The sequence below is a fragment of the Microbacterium sp. SZ1 genome, assembly GCF_002362255.1.
GTDB lineage: Bacteria > Actinomycetota > Actinomycetes > Actinomycetales > Microbacteriaceae > Microbacterium.
The window spans coordinates 40,240-58,209 of record NZ_LPVV01000005.1 but is presented as its reverse complement, the minus strand read 5'-3'; the positions used below and the strand labels follow the sequence as shown (position 1 = coordinate 58,209).

Annotated in this window: 15 protein-coding genes; 6 read left to right on the top strand and 9 right to left on the bottom strand. The window is 70.3% G+C overall.

Annotated elements, in window-relative coordinates; genetic code table 11:
- Nucleotides 1–35 precede the first annotated feature (35 nt).
- Together AUC47_RS05720 and coaBC are read right to left on the bottom strand one after the other, a co-directional pair.
- Nucleotides 36–2,255, bottom strand: a complete 2,220-nt coding sequence (locus AUC47_RS05720; RefSeq protein WP_096714252.1) for an ATP-dependent Clp protease ATP-binding subunit — start codon at nucleotides 2,253–2,255, stop codon at nucleotides 36–38.
- A gap of 71 nt (nucleotides 2,256–2,326) precedes the next feature.
- Nucleotides 2,327–3,541, bottom strand: coding sequence for a bifunctional phosphopantothenoylcysteine decarboxylase/phosphopantothenate--cysteine ligase CoaBC (gene coaBC / locus AUC47_RS05715; protein ID WP_096714258.1), 1,215 nt, complete (start codon nucleotides 3,539–3,541; stop codon nucleotides 2,327–2,329).
- 68 nt (nucleotides 3,542–3,609) lie between these two features.
- Between coaBC and AUC47_RS05710 the strand changes: the two genes are divergently transcribed.
- On the top strand, nucleotides 3,610–4,308 hold the full coding sequence (locus AUC47_RS05710; protein WP_179297533.1) for an NRDE family protein: 699 nt from the start codon (nucleotides 3,610–3,612) through the stop codon (nucleotides 4,306–4,308).
- A gap of 10 nt (nucleotides 4,309–4,318) precedes the next feature.
- On the opposite strand, the gene AUC47_RS05705 is transcribed toward AUC47_RS05710, so the two are convergent.
- Complete coding sequence (locus tag AUC47_RS05705; RefSeq protein ID WP_096714250.1) at nucleotides 4,319–5,290, bottom strand: helix-turn-helix domain-containing protein; 972 nt, start codon at nucleotides 5,288–5,290, stop codon at nucleotides 4,319–4,321.
- Nucleotides 5,291–5,377: 87 nt separating this feature from the next.
- Here AUC47_RS05705 and AUC47_RS16690 point away from each other — a divergent pair, with 87 nt between their 5' ends.
- From AUC47_RS16690 to AUC47_RS05690, 3 genes are all read left to right on the top strand, one after another.
- On the top strand, nucleotides 5,378–5,539 hold the full coding sequence (locus tag AUC47_RS16690) for a hypothetical protein (RefSeq protein ID WP_179297532.1): 162 nt from the start codon (nucleotides 5,378–5,380) through the stop codon (nucleotides 5,537–5,539).
- Nucleotides 5,540–5,637: 98 nt separating this feature from the next.
- Complete coding sequence (locus AUC47_RS16525) at nucleotides 5,638–6,282, top strand: hypothetical protein (protein ID WP_143740706.1); 645 nt, start codon at nucleotides 5,638–5,640, stop codon at nucleotides 6,280–6,282.
- A gap of 13 nt (nucleotides 6,283–6,295) precedes the next feature.
- Nucleotides 6,296–6,811 (top strand): hypothetical protein, encoded by a 516-nt coding sequence (locus AUC47_RS05690; protein WP_096714247.1) that lies wholly within the window; start codon nucleotides 6,296–6,298, stop codon nucleotides 6,809–6,811.
- On the opposite strand, the gene AUC47_RS05685 is transcribed toward AUC47_RS05690, so the two are convergent.
- Both AUC47_RS05685 and AUC47_RS05680 read right to left on the bottom strand, forming a co-directional pair.
- The gene (locus AUC47_RS05685) at nucleotides 6,805–8,010 is read right to left on the bottom strand and encodes a glycosyltransferase (protein WP_096714246.1); all 1,206 of its coding nucleotides are present in this window, start codon (nucleotides 8,008–8,010) and stop codon (nucleotides 6,805–6,807) included. The genes AUC47_RS05690 and AUC47_RS05685 overlap by 7 nt on opposite strands.
- A 9-nt stretch (nucleotides 8,011–8,019) precedes the next feature.
- On the bottom strand, nucleotides 8,020–9,276 hold the full coding sequence (locus AUC47_RS05680; RefSeq protein WP_096714245.1) for a glycosyltransferase: 1,257 nt from the start codon (nucleotides 9,274–9,276) through the stop codon (nucleotides 8,020–8,022).
- Nucleotides 9,277–9,429: 153 nt separating this feature from the next.
- Between AUC47_RS05680 and AUC47_RS05675 the strand changes: the two genes are divergently transcribed.
- Nucleotides 9,430–10,020, top strand: a complete 591-nt coding sequence (locus AUC47_RS05675) for a hypothetical protein (RefSeq protein ID WP_096714257.1) — start codon at nucleotides 9,430–9,432, stop codon at nucleotides 10,018–10,020.
- A 17-nt stretch (nucleotides 10,021–10,037) separates the two neighbouring features.
- On the opposite strand, the gene AUC47_RS05670 is transcribed toward AUC47_RS05675, so the two are convergent.
- The 3 genes from AUC47_RS05670 to AUC47_RS05660 form a co-directional block, all read right to left on the bottom strand.
- The gene (locus tag AUC47_RS05670; protein WP_143740705.1) at nucleotides 10,038–11,342 is read right to left on the bottom strand and encodes an HNH endonuclease signature motif containing protein; all 1,305 of its coding nucleotides are present in this window, start codon (nucleotides 11,340–11,342) and stop codon (nucleotides 10,038–10,040) included.
- A 463-nt stretch (nucleotides 11,343–11,805) separates the two neighbouring features.
- A complete protein-coding gene (locus AUC47_RS05665; protein ID WP_096714243.1) occupies nucleotides 11,806–12,216 on the bottom strand; it encodes an MmcQ/YjbR family DNA-binding protein in 411 nt (136 codons plus the stop codon).
- An 88-nt stretch (nucleotides 12,217–12,304) separates the two neighbouring features.
- On the bottom strand, nucleotides 12,305–15,304 hold the full coding sequence (locus AUC47_RS05660) for an alpha-mannosidase (RefSeq protein ID WP_096714242.1): 3,000 nt from the start codon (nucleotides 15,302–15,304) through the stop codon (nucleotides 12,305–12,307).
- A gap of 165 nt (nucleotides 15,305–15,469) precedes the next feature.
- Between AUC47_RS05660 and AUC47_RS05655 the strand changes: the two genes are divergently transcribed.
- On the top strand, nucleotides 15,470–16,501 hold the full coding sequence (locus AUC47_RS05655) for a LacI family DNA-binding transcriptional regulator (RefSeq protein WP_096714241.1): 1,032 nt from the start codon (nucleotides 15,470–15,472) through the stop codon (nucleotides 16,499–16,501).
- A gap of 22 nt (nucleotides 16,502–16,523) precedes the next feature.
- Here the strand turns inward: AUC47_RS05655 and AUC47_RS05650 are convergent, their stop codons facing one another.
- A complete protein-coding gene (locus AUC47_RS05650) occupies nucleotides 16,524–17,834 on the bottom strand; it encodes a glycoside hydrolase 5 family protein (protein ID WP_096714240.1) in 1,311 nt (436 codons plus the stop codon).
- Nucleotides 17,835–17,970: the final 136 nt, after the last annotated feature.

Below are 17,970 nucleotides of genomic sequence, written 5' to 3'. Positions count from 1 at the left end.
TGAGATCTCCTTCACTACGCGCGCGACGCGCAGGCTCAGTCGTCGAGCAGTTCGGCCTCGATCACGTCGTCATCGTCGTCTCCCTCGGGGGTCGGCTCCGGGGTCGTGGCCGTGAGCACGAGCCCCGACCCGTCGGCCGACACGTCGACCCGCACGGTGTCGCCGTCGTGCACGCCGCCCGAGAGCAGCGCCGTGGCGAGCTTGTTCTGCACCTCGGTCTGGATGAGCCGCCGCAGCGGACGCGCGCCGAACACCGGGTCGTAGCCGCGCTCGGCGAGCCAGGACCGCGCATCCGGCGTGACCGCGAGCGAGAGCCGGCGGTCGTGCAGCCGGTCGTGCAGCTGATCGACCGAGAGCTCGACGATCTGCGCGAGGTCGTCTTCGCTCAGGGCCTGGAACATCACGACGTCGTCGAGACGGTTCAGGAACTCCGGCCGGAACGCCTGCCGCACGAGCGCCATGACCTGGTCGCGCTTCTCGTCCGGTGACAGCGTGGGGTCGATGAGGATCGGCGAACCGAGGTTCGACGTGAGGATCAGGATGACGTTCGAGAAGTCGACCGTGCGCCCCTGCCCGTCGGTCAGCCGGCCGTCGTCGAGCACCTGAAGCAGCACGTCGAAGACCTCGGGATGCGCCTTCTCGACCTCGTCGAGCAGCACGACGCTGTATGGACGACGCCGCACGGCCTCCGTCAATTGACCGCCCTGCTCGTAGCCGACGTACCCGGGAGGGGCGCCGACGAGCCGCGACACCGAGTGCTTCTCGCCGTACTCCGACATGTCGATGCGCACCATGGCGCGCTCGTCGTCGAAGAGGAAGTCGGCGAGCGCCTTCGCGAGCTCGGTCTTGCCGACACCGGTCGGGCCGAGGAACAGGAAGGATCCGGTCGGACGACCGGGGTCGCTGATACCCGCGCGCGAGCGGCGCACGGCATCCGACACCGCCTTCACGGCGTCCTTCTGCCCGATGAGGCGACGCCCGAGCTCCCCCTCGAGGTGCAGCAGCCGCTCGCTCTCACCCTGCAGCAGGCGGCCGACGGGGATGCCGGTCCACGCCGCGATCACGGCGGCGATGTCCTCGTCGGTGACCTGCTCGTTGACCATCCGCCCCTCGGTCGACACGGTCTGCTCGGCCTGCTCGGCCTCGGCGATCTCGCGCTCGAGGCGCTTGATGGTCTCGTACTCGAGCTTCGAGGCGCGCGTGTAGTCGGCCTCGCGCATCGCGAGGTCGCGCTGGGTGACGGCGTCGTCGAGCTGCTTCTTGAGCTCACCGACACGGTTGAGACCCTGGCGCTCGCGCGCCCACCGGGCCTCGAGATCGGCGAGCTCGGACTCCATGCCGACGAGCTGCTCTCGGAGCGCGCCGAGGCGCTCCTTGGACGCGGCGTCCTTCTCACGCTTGAGCGCGAGCTCCTCGAGCTTCATGCGGTCGACCTGCCGCTTGAGCTGGTCGATCTCGACGGGCGAGGAGTCGATCTCCATCTTGAGCCGCGACATGGACTCGTCGATGAGGTCGATCGCCTTGTCCGGCAGCTGTCGCGCCGGGAGGTAGCGGTTCGACAGCGCCGCCGCCGCCACGAGCGCGCTGTCGGAGATCGTGACCCCGTGGTGCGCCTCGTACCGCCCCTTGAGCCCGCGCAGGATCGCGATCGTGTCCTCGACGGAGGGCTCCCCGACGTACACCTGCTGGAAGCGGCGCTCGAGCGCGGCATCCTTCTCGATGAACTCGCGGTACTCGTTGAGCGTGGTGGCGCCGATCAGGCGCAGCTCGCCGCGGGCGAGCATGGGCTTGAGCATGTTCGACGCCGCGACCGATCCCTCGCCGCCGCCGGCGCCCATGAGCACGTGCAGCTCGTCGATGAAGGTGATGACACGGCCGTCGGACTCGGTGATCTCCTTGAGCACGCTCTTGAGGCGCTCCTCGAACTGACCGCGGTACATGGCACCGGCCACGAGTGCCGAGATGTCGAGCGAGACCAGTTCCTTGTCCTTGAGCGACTCGGCGACGTCGCCGGCGACGATGCGCTGTGCGAGACCCTCGACGACGGCGGTCTTGCCGACGCCCGGTTCGCCGATGAGCACCGGGTTGTTCTTCGTACGACGGGTGAGCACCTGGCTCACGCGCCGGATCTCGCTGTCGCGGCCGATCACGGGGTCGAGCTTGCCCTGGCGGGCACGGTCGGTGAGGTTGATCCCGAACTGCTCGAGGGCGGACTGCTGGTCGTCGTTCTGCGGGGTGCTCTGTGGGCCTGGCATCTGTTTCCTCCTGAGGAGACTCCTTGTCGTCGCGTGCTCCACCCCTAAAGTTGAGTGGAGATGACTCAAGTTTAGCGCACAGCGGCGGCGGCGTCCAGGATCGCCCGCGCGACCTGGCGTTTCGTCCCCGATGCAGAGGCGACGACGGCGCCGCCCTCGCCCACGATCTCGACGGCGTTGTGCGGGACCTCGAACCCGTGTCCGGCGTCGGCGAGGTTCACGGCGAGCAGTTCGACGCCCTTGCGCTCCCGCTTCCGTCGCGCCCGATCGAGCCGCTCATCGGGGTCCTCCGAGGTCTCCGCGGCGAACGCGACGATGACCTGTCCCGTCGGAGCACGCCCGGCCGCCCGCGCCTCGGCGAGCGCGGCGACGACGTCCTCCGTCTCGACGAGCTCGATCCTGCCCAGCCCGCCGAGCTCCTTCGTGAGCTTCTGATCGGAGGCCTCGGCCGGTCGGTAGTCAGCCACCGCGGCGGCCATGACGACCACGTCCGCGCTCACCGCTGCCGCCTTCATCGCCTCCGCCATCTCAGCCGCCGTGCCGACGTGCACGACCTCGAGGTGCGGATGCCGCGCCGCGGCGAGCACGTCGTCGGAGACGTTCGCGGCGATCAGCGTCACGGTCGCGCCGCGGGCCGCGGCCTCCGCGGCGATCGCTGCCCCCTGCCGCCCGCTGGAGCGGTTGCCGAGGAACCGCACCGGATCGATCGGCTCGCGCGTACCGCCCGCGGAGACGACGACGTTCAGGCCGTCGAGGTCGCGCGGTGCGAGGAGGTCGAGCGCCGCCGCGAGGATCTGCTCGGGCTCGGCCATGCGTCCGGGTCCGCTGTCGCCGCCGGCGAGTTCGCCCTCCGCCGGGCCGACGAGGTGGATGCCTCGGCCGACCAGGGTCGCGATGTTCGCCTGCGTCGCGGCGTTGCGCCACATCTCCGTGTGCATCGCGGGTGCAAGCAGCACCGGGGCCTCGGTCGCGAGCAGCGTGGTGCCGAGGAGGTCGTCGGCGATGCCCGCGGTGATCTTGGCGATCGAGTTCGCGGTCGCCGGGGCCACCACGACGAGATCCGCGCCCTGGCCGAGCGCGACGTGGCGGACTCGCGCGACGTCCTCGTGCACACTCGTCGTGACCGGATGCCGACTGATGGCCTCCCACGTGGGCAGACCGACGAAGCGCAGCGCATCCTCCGTCGGCACGACCGTGACGTCGTGGCCGGCCTTCGTGAGCAGTCGCACGAGGTGCACTGTCTTGTAGGCGGCGATTCCTCCGGTGACTCCCACGACGATGTTCACGGTTCGATTCTGCCGCACGGGATCGGCCGGACGGCCGGCATCCTCGAACCCCGACCTAGACTGGCAGCGTGTGCACGGTGGTGATCGATGTGGCGGATGCCGCGAACGCCCGGGTCCTCGCGGTGCGCGATGAAGACCCGCAGCGGGCGTGGGATGCCCCCGGCGAATGGTGGCCCGAGCAGTATCCCGGCGTCTCCGGCATCCGCGATCGACGCGCGGGCGGTGCGTGGCTGGCGGTGAATCCCGCGGGGCGACGGCTGGCCGTGCTCCTCAACCGCGCCGATGTGGCCGCGCTTCCCGACGAGCTCGCGCAGTCGCGCGGCTCGCTCGCGCTGGAGTCGGTCATGGGCCGCTCTCCCGAGGCGCCGCTGCCGATGCACGGCTTCAACCTGCTCGAGGTGGGCCCCGACGGCGCGCGCGTGCTGAGCTGGGACGGCGTCGAGCTGCGCGAGACCGCGATCGATCCCGGCATCCACATGGTCGCCCACGACGACCTCGACGATCCGGAGACACCGCGCATCGCGACGTGGCTGCCCGAGTTCCGCGCTCTGGGTCCTGCGGCCGACAGCGCCGACTGGGCGGCGGACTGGACGGCCCTGCTCGGGGTGTCGGCGCGACTCGACCCGGAGGACGATCGGGCGATCATCCGCGACAACCGGCCCTACGGATTTCCGACGCAGTCGCTCCTGTACTCGACGGCGGCCGTGACACCTCAGGGGGTCGAGCTCGACTACCGGGCGCTGCCGAGTCCTGGTCGCTGGGAGTAGCCGGGGCCCGTCAGGCCGCCGACGTCTCGGGATCGGCGCACGAGAACCGAGCGCGATAGGCGGTCGGGGTCGTACCGAGCACGCGGGCGAAGTTCTGCCGCAGCACGGCCGCTGAGCCGAACCCGCACTCCTCGGCGATGCGGTCGAGGGGCAGGTCGCTGCGCTCCAGCATCCGCTGCGCATGCAGCACCCGCTGACGGGCGAGCCACGCGGCGGGCGTCGCGCCGTACTCGGCCTTGAAGCGACGGGCGAAGGTGCGCGGCGACATCAATGCACGAGCGGCGAGCTGGTCGACGCCGAGGTCTTCGGTGAGGTGCTCGACCGCCCAGTCGGCGACCGCCGCGAGCGAGTCGTTGGGCACCACGGGGATGGGGCGGTCGATGAACTGCGCCTGACCGCCGTCGCGCTGCGGAGGGACGACCATGCGGCGGGCGATGCGATTGGTGAGCTCGGCGCCGAGCTCCAGACGCAGAAGGTGCAGGCACGCATCGATACCCGCGGCGGTGCCGGCGCTCGTGATGATGCGGCCGTCCTGCACGAAGAGCACATCCGGGTCGATGTCGATCTGCGGATACATGTCTGCCATGACGTCTGAGTAACGCCAGTGGGTGGTGGCCCGGCGACCGTCGAGCACGCCGGCCGCCGCGAGGATGAAGGAGCCACTGCAGACGGTCAGGACCCAGGCGTCGCGGGCCACGGCGTCGCGGGCGAGATCGATGAGCCGCGGGTCGATGGATGCCCACGACGATTTGGGCACCGGGCAGAAGACGACGAGGTCGGCCTCGTACGCGAACGACAGGTCGTGTTCGACATTGACCGAGAATCCCATGGTCGATGCCACGGCACCCGGCTGCGGCGCGACGACGCGGAAGTCGAAGTTGGGCACTCCCGAGTCCGTGCGGTCGAGCCCGAACGCCTCGCAGGCGACCCCGAACTCGAACGGCGAGAACCCGTCGTGGATCACGCAGGCGACGGTCTTCATGGCGACTCCTCGTGTTGGCAGTATTCGTACGGTACGAGTCTATTCTGCCACTCGTGGCGGATCAATGGTGATCGTAGCGTTTCTGCCATGTTCCTTCTCATCGCGCTCCTCGCCCTCGTGATCTGGGCGCTCGTCGCCACGACCATCGAACTCCGCCGCGACGGATACCGCCGCCAGCCCACCGATTGGACGCAGGTCCCGGGTCGCGACCCGCTGGATACCGCAGACTCCGGCCACGTCTATCGCTAAGCGGTCGGCGCGGGTCGCCCGGGCAACCCGGCGCGACTCCCCGCCCGATCCGCTGCGCGGCTTCCCGCTCGACCCGCCGCGCGGCTACGCTCATCAGCATGAGCGAGCCGCAGCAGCAGCCACCCGCGCATCCGCAGGGGACTCCCCCGCAGCAGTACGGTCAGCGCCACCCCCAGCCGGGGCAACCCCAGGGCCAGCCGGGGCAACCCCAGGGCCAGCCGGGTCAACCCCAGGGCCAGCCGGGTCCCGCTCACCAGTACGGTCAGCCGGGTCCCGCCCACGAGTACGGTCAGCCGGGCCAGCCGTACGGTCAGCCGGGCCGGCCGCTCGGACAGCCGGGTCAGCAGTACGGTCATCCGGGTCAGCCGTACGGCCAGCCCGGCCCTCACCCCGGCTCCTCGTCGCTCACCGCTCCCGGCGCAACCGCAGGCCGTGGGCTCGGGCGGGTGGCCTTCATCCTCGCGCTCGTCTCGCTTGCCATCGGGCTGCTCGTCGCGCTGAGCCTCCCGATCGCGATCCGCACGGTCGACTTCAGCGCGCCCCTGTACGGCGCGCTCTCCGCGGTCGGCAACGGACTGGTGCTGATCGTGGCCGTCGTCGCGCTGATCCTCGGGATCCTCGCGGTACGCCGCCCCGGGCAGCAGATCCTCGCCGGGATCGCGATCGGCATCGCGACGTCGGAGGTCCTCGGCATCCTCGTGGCGTGGATGGCGAACCTCGTCCTCACCCTGACTTACAGCTGACCCGGGAGCCCCCATGACAGATCCGCATCAGCAGCATCCGCAGGCCCCGCAGCCCGGAGCGCAGCCGGCAGGTCAGCCCCACGGCTATCCGCCTCAGAACCATCAGTATTCGCCACACCAGAGCCAGCAGTACGAGGGTCAGCAGTATCAGGGTCAGCAGTATCAGGGTCAGCAGTATCAGGGGCAGGGCTACCCCGCTGCCCCCTCGGCGCCCCGCGCCGCGGCCGGCGCACTCGGACGCATCGCGTTCATCATCGCGCTGGTGGCACTCGGCATCCGACTCCTGTCGACCCTGCTCACCCCGTTCCTCTACACCGGCGACTACTTCGGCGTCATGATGGGGTTCACGAGCGTGGTCGGGTTCATCGTGTTCCTCGGCAACGCGGGAGCGCTGGCGGTCGGGATCATCGCCCTGCGCCGCTCGGGTCCGCATCTGCCGGCCGCGATCGCGGTCGGCCTCGCGGGAGCATCCTTCGTGGGATACCTCGCCACCGGCCTCTCCGGCGTGTTCTCCTGGCTGCCCTACTGAGCGAGCACCCGCTCGTACACGTCGATCATCGCGGCGGTCCGTGAGGACTGGCGGAAGGCCTCGGCGACCTCGCGTGACGGCACGGGAGCGATCCCGGAGGCGATGTCGGATGCCGCGCGCTGCAGCGTCTCGACGAGTCCGGCGCGCCGCTGCGCCTCCGTACCGGCTGCGCCGGGGACGGCCCACAGCCCGCCTCCGAGTTCTGCGGCGATGTCGGGGTCGCTGATGATCGACGGCGTGCCGAGGGTCGCGGCCTCGAAGGGCGTCATGCCCTGGGTCTCGAAGCCGATCGACGTCTGCACGAGCGCGTCAGCCGCAGCGATCCGCGCGAGCGTCTGCGGGTAGCTGAGGCGACCGGCGAAGCGGACGTGCGGAAGGCCTGCGACGATCCTCTCGGCCGCCGCGCGCTGCGCCCCGCCGCCGATGATCTCCAGGTCGGCGTCGACGCCGGACGCGACGAACGCCTCGAGGAACGGCAGCAGGCGCTTCTCGGGACTCATGCGACCGAGCCACACGAACCGAGGCCGCCCGGCCTCTCGCTGCGCGGGGGTGGCGGCGAGCGTCTGCTCGCGGATGTCGTCGTCGATGCCGTTCCACACGACGTCGACGGGCGAGAAGACGCCGTGCTCCTCCAGCCGGCGGGCGAAGTGGGTCGACGGCGCGGTCACGGCATCCGCTCCGCTGGCGAGTCCCCGCAGGAACGCCCAGCCGTCCGACCCGGCGACAGGTGCGGCGACTCCGCGCAGGGCGACGCGCCGCCACGCGTTGAGCACCGCGAGCACGGGGCGATGCAGCGGGGTCACGGCGGCGATGCCCACGTCGACCCGGTTGTGCATCGTGTGCACGACGGGGATGCCGTGACGAGCCGCGTAACGGTGTCCGATGAAGGCGCCCCAGAAGTCGGCCTGCACGTGCACGAGGTCGACCGGCGGGCGGCGCGTGAGGGCGCGGTCGAGGGTGCGGTCGGTCGCGCGGCCCGGCCACGACATCGCGTACTCGCGGTCGACGGTGATCGGGATCGACGGGAGGTCGACGTTCGCCGGATTCGGCGTGCGGGCGGCACGCGGCCCGTGCATGCGCGGCGCGACGACCGTGACGGTGTGGCCTGCGCGCTCGAGGAACTCGCGCTGCAACCGCATCGACACCTGGGCGCCGCCGAGGGAGTCGAGGTGCTGATCTCCGAAGAAGACGACGTGCATGATCGGCCGCTACTGCGGCAGCGGCTCGTCGCGGTACAGCGCCTCGAAGGTGTCGAGGGTGCGGTTGATGTCGTGGATGACGACGCCGTCAAGAGACGCCCGCTGCATCCGCTCGTATTCGGCCTGGTCAGCGGTGAGCACATCCGTGAGGCGGGCCGCGAGAGCATCCGCGTTGCCTGGCTCGAACAGGTAGCCGTTCTCGCCGTCGTGGACGAGGTGCGGGAGGGCGACCGCGTCGGCGGCGACGATGGGCAGTGCCGAGGCCATGGCCTCCATGGTCGCGATCGACTGCAGCTCGGCGATCGAGGCGATCGTGAACACCGACGCGCGAGACAGCAGCGCACGCAGCTCCTCGTCGGTCGTGCGGCCGTGGAACGTGACGCGGTCGGCGAGGCCGAGCTGTGCGGTGAGGTTCTCGAGCTGTTTGCGCTGGTCGCCGCCGCCGACGATGTCGAATGTGACGTCGAGCGCCGGGTCGAGCTTGGTCATCGCCTGCAGGATCACCTCGACCTGCTTCTCGGCGGTAAGCCTGCCGACGAAGACGATGCGGTTCTTCTCGCGCGGACCGATCATCGGGGTGTACTGGGTACGGTCGATGCCGCAGCTGACCGGGATGACGTTCTGCACCGCGACGGTGCGCTCGAGGAAGTCGGCGGCGCGTCGCGTCGGCGTCGTGATGGCGCGGGTGAGGCCGAAGGTGCGCTTGGCGTCGGCCCAGGCGAAGCGCAGCACGAGGTCGTCGATGAACTTCGGCATCGTGGTGTGGTCGAGGATGTTCTCCGCCATCACGTGGTTGGTCGCGATCACCGGGATGCCGCGCTGGTGAGCGATGCGGGCGAGGCCGCGGCCGATCACGATGTGCGACTGGATGTGCACGACGTCGGGCTGCACCGCGTCGAGCACCTTGCGGGCGTAGTGCTTCGAGCGCCACGGCCACACGAAGCGCAGCCAGTCGTGCGGTGCCCAGCGCACCGACGGCAGACGGTGCACGGTCATCGGCTCGCCCTCGATCACCTCGGTGCGCGCGGGAGTGCGTCGGTAGGCCTGGTTGGGGGCGACGATGTGCACGTCGTCGCCGCGCTGCACGAGCCCGGCCGCGAGGCGCTCGGCGAAGCGGGCTGCCCCGTTGATGTCGGGCGAGAAGGTGTCGCAGCCGATGAGGATGCGCAGCGGACGCGACCCGGTCGTGGGGGCGGCGGCAGAGGCGGCGTCGGGAGCGGATGCGGCGTCGGGAGCGCTCGTCGGATCGGAGGGAGAGGGAGACATTCTGCCTATCGGTCTGGCGGCCAGGGAGCCCGATCTGGGCGGTGGCCACTCTACCCGAGGGCTCTGATCGCGCCGCCGAGGCGGGCCGAGCGGGGGCGGATCGGATGCCCCGGCTGCGCTGTGCCGCACAGGTTCGCCCCGTACCGTGGTGTCATGCGACTGACAGCCGACGCCGACCCGCAGCTGTGGATCCCCGTGACCGACTCTCTCGGGTGGAAGGGGCGCCGCCACCGCAAGGCCGCGATCAGGATGCTGCTCGGCCAGGCGAACGCCGCCCTCGGGGCGACGGAGCGACCCGGATCCCGGTTCGGGGCGTGGGCGATGAGTCAGGCGGCGCCGATGCTCATGCGCCGGGCGGACGGCCGCGTTCTCGTGTGGACGTGGAAGGCGGATCCTGAGCTCGTCGTCGCGATGGCGACGGTGCAGGTGCTGACCCCGGACGTTCGGATCGCCCGTGCGTCGATGCCGATGGACTACGACGACACGCAGTCGTTCTCGAGCCGGTGGCTGGGCGCAGGCGAGAAGCTCGTCGTCGCGATGCCGCCGTCGCCCGCGACCCCGCCGTTCGCGACCTACACGTGGGACACGGGGACTCACCTCATCACGGTCACCGCGGTCTGCAGTGACCGAGAGCGGTTCGGCACACTCGACGGCGTGCTCGACGACCTGGCGCGCAGCGTGCGGGTCGCGGACGAGCTCACCGGCGGCGAATCGCCGGAGGTTCTTCGCCTCGGCCCGGCCTGAGACCCCCTCGCACATCATCACGCCGACCTGGCCAGTGGTGGGGCGCTGTGGGTGGGGGTGTGCCAGTGGTGTGTGGGGTCCCACCAGGCGGGTCCGCGGACTTGGGGGACACCGTTGTTCATGCGGATCTCCCACCCGGAGGAGTCGAGGGAGCGGTGGTGCCACCAGCACAACGGCACCCCGTTGTCGGTCGAGGTCGGCCCACCCTGGGCGTGTTCGGTGACGTGGTGGATCTCACACCATGCCGCCGGCACGTGACAGCCCGGAATGAGGCACTCGGTGTCGCGGGCGATGATCGCCCGCCGCTGATGCACCGTGAACACCCGGTCGGTGACCGTGATCCCCACGATCCGCCCCTCATCGACCACCACCCGCTGGATCACCCCCGAACACGCCGTGTGCACCGCCGCGGCGGTCGGGATCGTCGCATCCGAACCGGGCAGACGCGCCCTGCCCGTGTTCGCGGCCAAGTCTTTCGCATCGACCGTCACAACGAGGGTCGGCGCTGCCCCGCCCAGGGAGGGCATGTCCTGGTGTCGGGCCGCGATCCCTAACGCCGCCGCGAACGCATCATGACGTTTCTGTGCGTGGGTGCGGGGATCGATCACCGCCCGCGGATCCGCACTCCACGAATCCGGTTCGGTTACGGCTAGGTCGATCGTGACGGGGTCACCTCCGACACCGCACGAACCGTTTCGGTCGTCGTCCGCGGAGGGCGCGAATCGCACGCCGGTCGGGTGGGGTGGGCCGTCGACTTTCGGGTTCAGCATGGCATCCAGGACCGTCTGCAGTTGCGCTGCGGCGTCGGGGAGGAGATGCCCGGTGATCCGGTGAAGGCCCTGGTGCAGGCGCCCGATCGTCACCCCGCGACGCTGCAGGGCGTACTGATCATCCAGCTCGGGCCCGTCCGGGTCCAACACCACCGCGATCTGCTGCGCGATCCGCCCCAGATCCTCCGGCATCACCCCCGGACCGGACCTACCCCTACCTGCCACGTCCGAACCAACAACGTCATCCGCCGGATCGTCGCTGGCATCATCACCCGCGTCGTGATCAAGAATCCCGCGGGCGGTGTCGGCGAGGAACGCGTCCGCTGCCAGTCTCTCCTCCGCCCCGATCCGGTCATGGATCCGCTCCACCGGGCCCGTCGCCGCGAGCACCCCCGCGACCCCGATCACCCCGTCCAACAGCGCGTCTCGCACCCCCGGCCACCGGGCCGGCAACCACTCCCCCGACACCAGGCTCGACTCCCGCCGCACCACCCCTACCGCCTTCACCACCCGCCCCGCACCCGGCCCGTCGACGAGCAGCGTGCGCTGCACCAGCTCCTGCGCACTCCGACACCGCCCCGTGGGCGAGATCCGTCGGATTCGTCGACCCGAGAGTCTCCACCACCACCGCATCCACCCGCCGCGCGACCGCACCCGCCACCTGCAACACCCGCACCCGGTCCACATCCGACAACCCCGCAAGGGCGGAGTCGGACAGCACCGCATCCAGGTCGGACACGACCCGAGCAAGCATCTCGGCGGGATGGGACATACCCCTATCCAACCCACGACCACCGACATTCACCGGCCGGAAACCACCATAAACAGGCCAGATCAGAAAGACATTCCAGAACACCGGAACACCACGGAATAGGGAAGAAAGACGACGGCGGCGCACCAGGAACCTCACCGCGTTTCGACTCGCTCCGCTCGCTCAACGACCGAGGACAACGTTTCGTCTCGCTCCGCTCGCTCAACGACCCGCGATGAAACCCTGGCGCAGGAGCATCCCGCGCTAGGCGAGTCCGCGCTCGTCGAGCCACCGCTTCGCGACGAGCACGGGGGCTCGCACGAGCCAGGCGTCGGCGATGAGCTCCGCGAGACGGTCGCGACCGATCACGTCCAGCTTCACGAGCAGTCCCGAATACCCGTCGAAATGCGGGATCGAGAAGAGGATGCCTGGTTCGGCCGCGAGCAGCGCCTCCTTCTCCTCCTGGCTGCCGACCCGCACGGCGAGCACCGGACCCTCCGGCCACGCGGCACCGAGCGCGGCGAGCTGCCGCAGGTCGGTCGCGCGGGGACCGCGGATCCACGCGATCTGCCCGCTTGACAGTCGCCACGCCGGCTCCCCGGTGTGGCCGCCTACCCGCTCGGTCACTCCGGGCAGCGCGAGCGCGATCGCTCGCACGTCGTCGATGGTCGCCATGCCGCCATCGTCCTCCCGTGAGGCGGTCGCCACAACAGCCCGTCGCGCACGCGCGCGGGAAGGTCCCGCGCGCGTACGGGATAGAACCTCAGCGCGTGATGCGCAGCGTCCGCACCTCGAACGGCCGCAGTGACAGCTCGCCACCCACGCGGGCGTCGTCCAGCGGATCCTCGATGAGCGAGACCTCGCGGATCTCCGAGTGCTCGAACCCGACGGCCAGCGAGCCGACCGCACGGCGCCCGAGCGCCTCGTACAGCCGCACGATCACATCGCCCGATCCGTCGTCGGCGAGCTTGACGCCGGAGACGACGATGCCCTCGCCGTGCACCGACACGAGCGGCTCGACCTCACGCGCACCGCGCACGACCGTCGCGGGCGCGTTCAGCGCGATGCCCTCGGCGGTAGCGATCGCGGCATCCGCTCCGATCACGAAACCGATCTCGATCTCGTGATGCCCGTGGTCGGTGTCGGGGTCGGGGAACCGCGGTGCGCGCAGCAGCGACAGACGCACGGTCGTCGTGACGGCGTCACCCTCGACGTCGCGCGACGTGTCGTAGCCGTAGATCGAGTCGTTGACGAGCGCGACGCCGAAGTCCTGCTCGCGCACGAGCAGGAAGCGGTGCATGGAGGCCTCGAACTTCGCGGCCTCCCAGCTGGTGTTCGTGTGGGTGACGCGCGCCTGGTAGCCGAACTGCGTCTCGGCCTCGGTGTGCGAGGCCTGCACATCGAGCGGGAACGCGAGCTTCAGCAGCTTCTCGGTCTCGTGCCAGTCGACGTCGTTGCGCAGGTGCACGGTGCGCGAGCCCTGCGGCAGCACGATCGTCTGCTCGATGCGCGACTGCGAGAACTCGCGCACCACCCGCACCACGGCTGCGCCGTCGACGACGGATGCCGAGATCGAGGCCGCCCCGGTCAGGTCGGTGACGCTGTTGCGGTAGTAGCGGTCGATGTCCCAGGCGTCCCACATGTTCGGGAAGTCCTGGTGCAGCTGGAACAGGTTCGCGGCGCGCCCCTCGGCGACGGCCTCCCGACCGGTGGCCTTGTCGACGGCCGACACGATCAGGCCCTCACCCGACACGAGCACCGACACGAGATCGTTCTCCAGGCGCCACCCGCCGGCCTCCTCGCTGAGCGATACGGTGGGGTCCACCGCTTCGGAGACCCAGGCCGCGCCGAGCGCGCGACCCGCGCCTGCGCCGACCGATGACGGCGTGAACCGCAGCTCGCGGTCGCCGTCGCCCGCGAGCGACCGCCGGGCGGCATCCGCGATGTCCTGCGCATCCGACAGCACGCCGGTCAGCACCTCGACGGCCTCACGGTGCACCCAGGCGATCGAGGTGCCGGGAAGGATGTCGTGGAACTCGTGCAGCAGCACCGTCTCCCACAGCCGGTCGATCTCAGCCTTCGGGTACGCGGCGCCGGTGCGCACGGCATCCGTCGCCGCCCACAGCTCCGCCTCGACGAGCGCGTGCTCCGCCCAGCGGTGCAGCGCCTTCGTCGCGTGCTGGCTCGTGAGCGTTCCGCGGTGCAGCTCGAGGTAGAGCTCGCCGACCCAGACCGCGGGGTTCGCGATCTCGGCGCGCGCCTTCTCGAAGAAGGAGTCAGGATGCTCCCACTCGACGCGCGCGCTGCCCTCGAGGTCGCGCAGGCGCTCGGCCTTGCCGGTCATCTCGCGCGTGGTGCCGCCACCGCCGTCGCCCCAGCCCACCGGGGCGATCGACCGCGACGAGACGCGGTTCTCCTTGAACTGGCGCGCGGCCTTCGCGACCTCCATGCCGCTCAGCTGCGAGTTGTAGGTGTCCATCGACGGGAAGTGCGTGAACATCCGCGAGCCGTCGATGCCCTCCCACAGGAAGGAGTGGTGCGGGAAGACGTTCTGCTGGTTCCACGAGATCTTCTGCGTGAAGAACCACTCGAACCCGGCGCGGCGCATGAGCTGCGGCAGTGCGGGCGAGTATCCGAAGCTGTCGGGCAGCCAGACGCCCTTCGAGCGGATGCCGAACTCGCGCTCGAAGAACCGCTGGCCGTACGAGAACTGACGCACGAGCGACTCGCCCGTGGGCATCACGGTGTCGGACTCGACCCACATACCGCCGAGCGGCAGGAAGCGTCCGTCGGCGACGGCGGCCTTGACGCGCTCCCACACCTCGGGGCGGTGCTGCTTGAGCCACGCGTACTGCTGCGCGCTCGACATGCCGTATTGGAAGTCGGGCTGCTCCTCGATCAGCGAGGTCATCGATGAGGTCGTGCGGGCGACCTTGCGGATCGTCTCGCGCACCGGCCACAGCCAGGCGGAGTCGATGTGCGCGTGGCCGATCGCCGAGATCTGGTGCGCACTCGCCTCGGCCGGCGCGGCGAGGACGTCGGCGAGACGGGCACGGGCGTCGGATGCCGTCTCGGCGATGCGCTGCAGGTCGAGCACGTCGAGCGCGTCATCCATCGCCTGCAGGATGCGCATGCGGCGCGGCGACGTCGGCGCGAGCTCGGCCTGCAGCTCGTACAGGACCTCGAGGTCGAGGGACACGTCGAAGACCTCCTGCTCGAAGACGGCGAGGTCCATCCGCCGGGAGCGGTACAGCCGCTCCTTCGAGGAGGTGCGGACATCGCCCTCCTGCGTGGGTAGGAAGGGGTGGTAGTCGAGGAGCACGGGGTTCGCGGCCGCCTCGAGGTACAGCTCCACGGGCTCGTCGCCCCGGGCGGTCTGCGCGATCGGGACCCACTGGTTGCGCGGGTTGATGCTCTTCACGGGCGAGCCGTCGGGGCGGTAGACGAGCGCCTCGCACTGGAAGCCGGGCATGTTGATGTCGAAGCCGAGGTCGATCGCTGCCTCGACGCGGCGGCCGGCCCACTCGGCAGGCACGCTGCCCGTGAGGCGGAACCAGGTGGTGCCCCAGGCCGGGCCCCACATCTCGCCGACCGCGGCCGGTTCGAAGTCGAGGGCGAGTCCCTCGGTCGGGGCGATCGGCTCGCCCGGCAGCTCGTGCAGCGCGACCTCCAGCGGCACGGATGCCGAGTGGACGGCGGGGCGGATCCGCTCTTCCAGGACGCGCTTGACGCGGCCGACGGTGAGCGAGGTGTCGTCATGCATGGGTCAGTCTCCGAGCTCGACGGTGAGAGGGGCGGGGGACGGCGAGGGGGAATACGGTGCCGTTCGACGATGCTATCGGATTTACTAAAGCGATCTAGCATCCACGCTCTGCCGGTGTCGTCGCGTCTTTCTGCGGGCTAAACCGATCAAGTAGGGTGAGGGACTATGAGCCCGGCGAAACGCGTCACCATCGCCGATATCGCGCGCATGGCCGGCGTCTCGCCCGGTGCCGTCTCGTTCGCCCTCAACGGCCGTCCTGGCGTGAGCGAGGAGACGCGGCAGCGCATCCTGACGATCGTCGAGGAGAACGGCTGGCAGCCCAGCTCCGCCGCGCGCGCCCTCGTCGGCGCCCGCGCCAACACGGTCGGCTTCGCCCTCGCGCGCCCCGCCCGCTCCCTCGGCTCGGAGGCGTTCTTCACCGACCTCATCGCGGGCATCGAATCGCGGCTCTCCGAGAGCAAGGTCAGTCTGCAGCTGCGGCTCGTCAGCGGCATCGCGGAGGAGATGGAGGTGCACCGGCAGTGGCGCTCGTCCAATCAGGTCGACGGCATCATCCTCATCGACCCGCGCGACGATGATCCCCGCGGCGAGCGCATCACCGCTCTCGACGCCCGCGCCGTCATGATCGGCTCGAAGCCCTCGCCCCAAGGCGCCGTGCCCAGCGTGTGGATCGGCGACGACGCCGTGGCCGACGCCCTGTTCTCCTATCTCGCCGCGCTGGGTCACGAGCGCATCGCCTACGTGGCGGGGCCCGCCGAGCTCGAGCACACGCGGCTGCGTGCAGAGGTGCTCGAGCGCATGACCGGCGACGGGGTCACGGGCGATGTCATCACGACCGATTTCTCGCCCGCCCGGTCCTCGGCCGTGACCCGCACGCTGCTCGCCGGTCGACAGCGTCCGACCGCGATCGTGTACGACAACGACGTCATGGCCGTGGCCGGACTCAGGGTGGCCCAGGAGATGGGCCGCCACGTGCCGCGCGACGTTTCGCTCGCGTCGTTCGACGACTCCGTCATCGCCGGCCTCATCAACCCCTCGATCACCGCGATGACGCGTGACACCTTCGAGCTCGGCGAACGAGCCGCCACCCTGCTGCTGCAGCAGATCGAGGCGGGCGCGAACCTGCCGAGCGTCGAGGGACCGACGCCGACGCTCACGGTGCGCGAGAGCACCGCGCCGCCCTCTGCCGCCGGCTGAGCCAGAGCCGCGCGGTCCCGGCTCAGGCCTGCACGACGGTGTTCACCGATCCGTAGCGCTCCACCTCGCTCGCGGCGAGATCGGGACGGATGAGATGCCGGATGCCGCGGGCATCGAGCGCCGCCGCATCGAGTGCGTCGATCGACGTGACCAGAGCGGGGTCGAGTCCGCTCGTGCAGGCATCCACCCACGCCTGGAACACCGCGCCACCGGGGCTGAGGGCGGCCCGGCTCACCGGCACCTCCTGCTCGTCGACCTCGACGACGATCGCGGTGTCGCGCACCGGAGTCGCGGTGCGCCGGCGCAGCTCGGGAATGAGCTCGGCGAGGCGGCGGCCGATCGGCTTTGCCGCGCCCGCCTGGTCGACGAGTCCGAGCGAGTACTCCAGCTCGGGGAAGTCGCCGAGCTCGCGGCTCACGTCGTGCGAGCACCACCAGGTGATGCCCCACAGGTTCTCGGTGCGCGCCGCCGAGCGCACTGTCGCCTCGAGGAACCCGGGCATCTCGTCGTCGGACAGGCAGTTCGAGGGCGCCCCGACCTCCTGCAGCCAGATCGGTCGATCGCGGTCGGTCGCGAACGCACGGGAGAGCTCGATGAGGTACTCCGCGTGCCGGTCGGAGGCGACGGAGCGCCCACCATACCGCTGCGCGGTGCCGTTGAAGATCCAGGAGTGGATGGTGGTCATCGCGCCGAGACGCGACGCATGCGCGGGCGTGAAGCCGTGCCCGTCCATGTACCAGACGGCGTCGTACTCGCTGTGCACGTGCGGCAGGCCGGGGGCCGCCTCCTCGGCGGCCGACAGCAGCGCCGAGATCCATCCGCCCGCCTCGTCCTGCGTCACCGGCCACGGGGACGGATGCGTGTGCGCGGAGAACTGGTTGACCTCGTTGCCGAGCGTCAGACCGAGGAAGTTCGGGGCGTCGCCGAGCGCACGACCCAGGCGGTCGACGAGCGCGACCTGGCCGTCGAGCGCCCTGGCATCGGTGAACATGTTCTTGTCATGCCATGTGAACAGCCACGACGGCACGAAGTCGAAGCTCGACAGGTGGCCCTGGATGACGTCGACGCTGGCGTCCATCCCGAACTCCGCGGCGATGTCGACCATCGCCCGCACGTCGTCGACGGCCTTGCTGCGGATGAACGTGCGGTTCGGCTGCAGCACCGTCCACAGCGGGAACACGCGGACGTGGTCGAGCCCGAGCTCGGCGAGTGCGGCGAAGTCGCGGCGCACGTCGTCAGGGGTGAAGTCCAGCCAGGAGTGCATCCAGTCCTTCGACGGCGTGTAGTTCGCCCCGAATCTCAGGGGAGCATCGAGTGCGCCGCGCTGCGTCATGTATCCGGACCTTTCCGACGGTGTCCTCCGGCGAGGACGGGATCGGACCACTATAACGCTTGAGCAACATCGCGCATACCATCGCCTGATCAACCGCCTGCGACCGCCAGAGCGAGCCTTGACACGCGCGGTTTCG

What these genes read in the sequence shown, in the direction of transcription:
- AUC47_RS05685 (WP_096714246.1), bottom strand. Translation starts at nt 8,010, where the DNA reads ATGCACGTCGTCTTCTTCGGAGATCAGCACCTCGACTCCCTCGGCGGC.
- AUC47_RS05690 (WP_096714247.1), top strand. Translation starts at nt 6,296, where the DNA reads ATGACAGATCCGCATCAGCAGCATCCGCAGGCCCCGCAGCCCGGAGCG.
- AUC47_RS05660 (WP_096714242.1), bottom strand. Translation starts at nt 15,304, where the DNA reads ATGCATGACGACACCTCGCTCACCGTCGGCCGCGTCAAGCGCGTCCTG.
- AUC47_RS16690 (WP_179297532.1), top strand. Translation starts at nt 5,378, where the DNA reads ATGTTCCTTCTCATCGCGCTCCTCGCCCTCGTGATCTGGGCGCTCGTC.
- AUC47_RS05680 (WP_096714245.1), bottom strand. Translation starts at nt 9,276, where the DNA reads ATGTCTCCCTCTCCCTCCGATCCGACGAGCGCTCCCGACGCCGCATCC.
- AUC47_RS16525 (WP_143740706.1), top strand. Translation starts at nt 5,638, where the DNA reads ATGAGCGAGCCGCAGCAGCAGCCACCCGCGCATCCGCAGGGGACTCCC.
- AUC47_RS05665 (WP_096714243.1), bottom strand. Translation starts at nt 12,216, where the DNA reads ATGGCGACCATCGACGACGTGCGAGCGATCGCGCTCGCGCTGCCCGGA.
- AUC47_RS05720 (WP_096714252.1), bottom strand. Translation starts at nt 2,255, where the DNA reads ATGCCAGGCCCACAGAGCACCCCGCAGAACGACGACCAGCAGTCCGCC.
- AUC47_RS05655 (WP_096714241.1), top strand. Translation starts at nt 15,470, where the DNA reads ATGAGCCCGGCGAAACGCGTCACCATCGCCGATATCGCGCGCATGGCC.
- AUC47_RS05705 (WP_096714250.1), bottom strand. Translation starts at nt 5,290, where the DNA reads ATGAAGACCGTCGCCTGCGTGATCCACGACGGGTTCTCGCCGTTCGAG.
- AUC47_RS05650 (WP_096714240.1), bottom strand. Translation starts at nt 17,834, where the DNA reads ATGACGCAGCGCGGCGCACTCGATGCTCCCCTGAGATTCGGGGCGAAC.
- AUC47_RS05675 (WP_096714257.1), top strand. Translation starts at nt 9,430, where the DNA reads ATGCGACTGACAGCCGACGCCGACCCGCAGCTGTGGATCCCCGTGACC.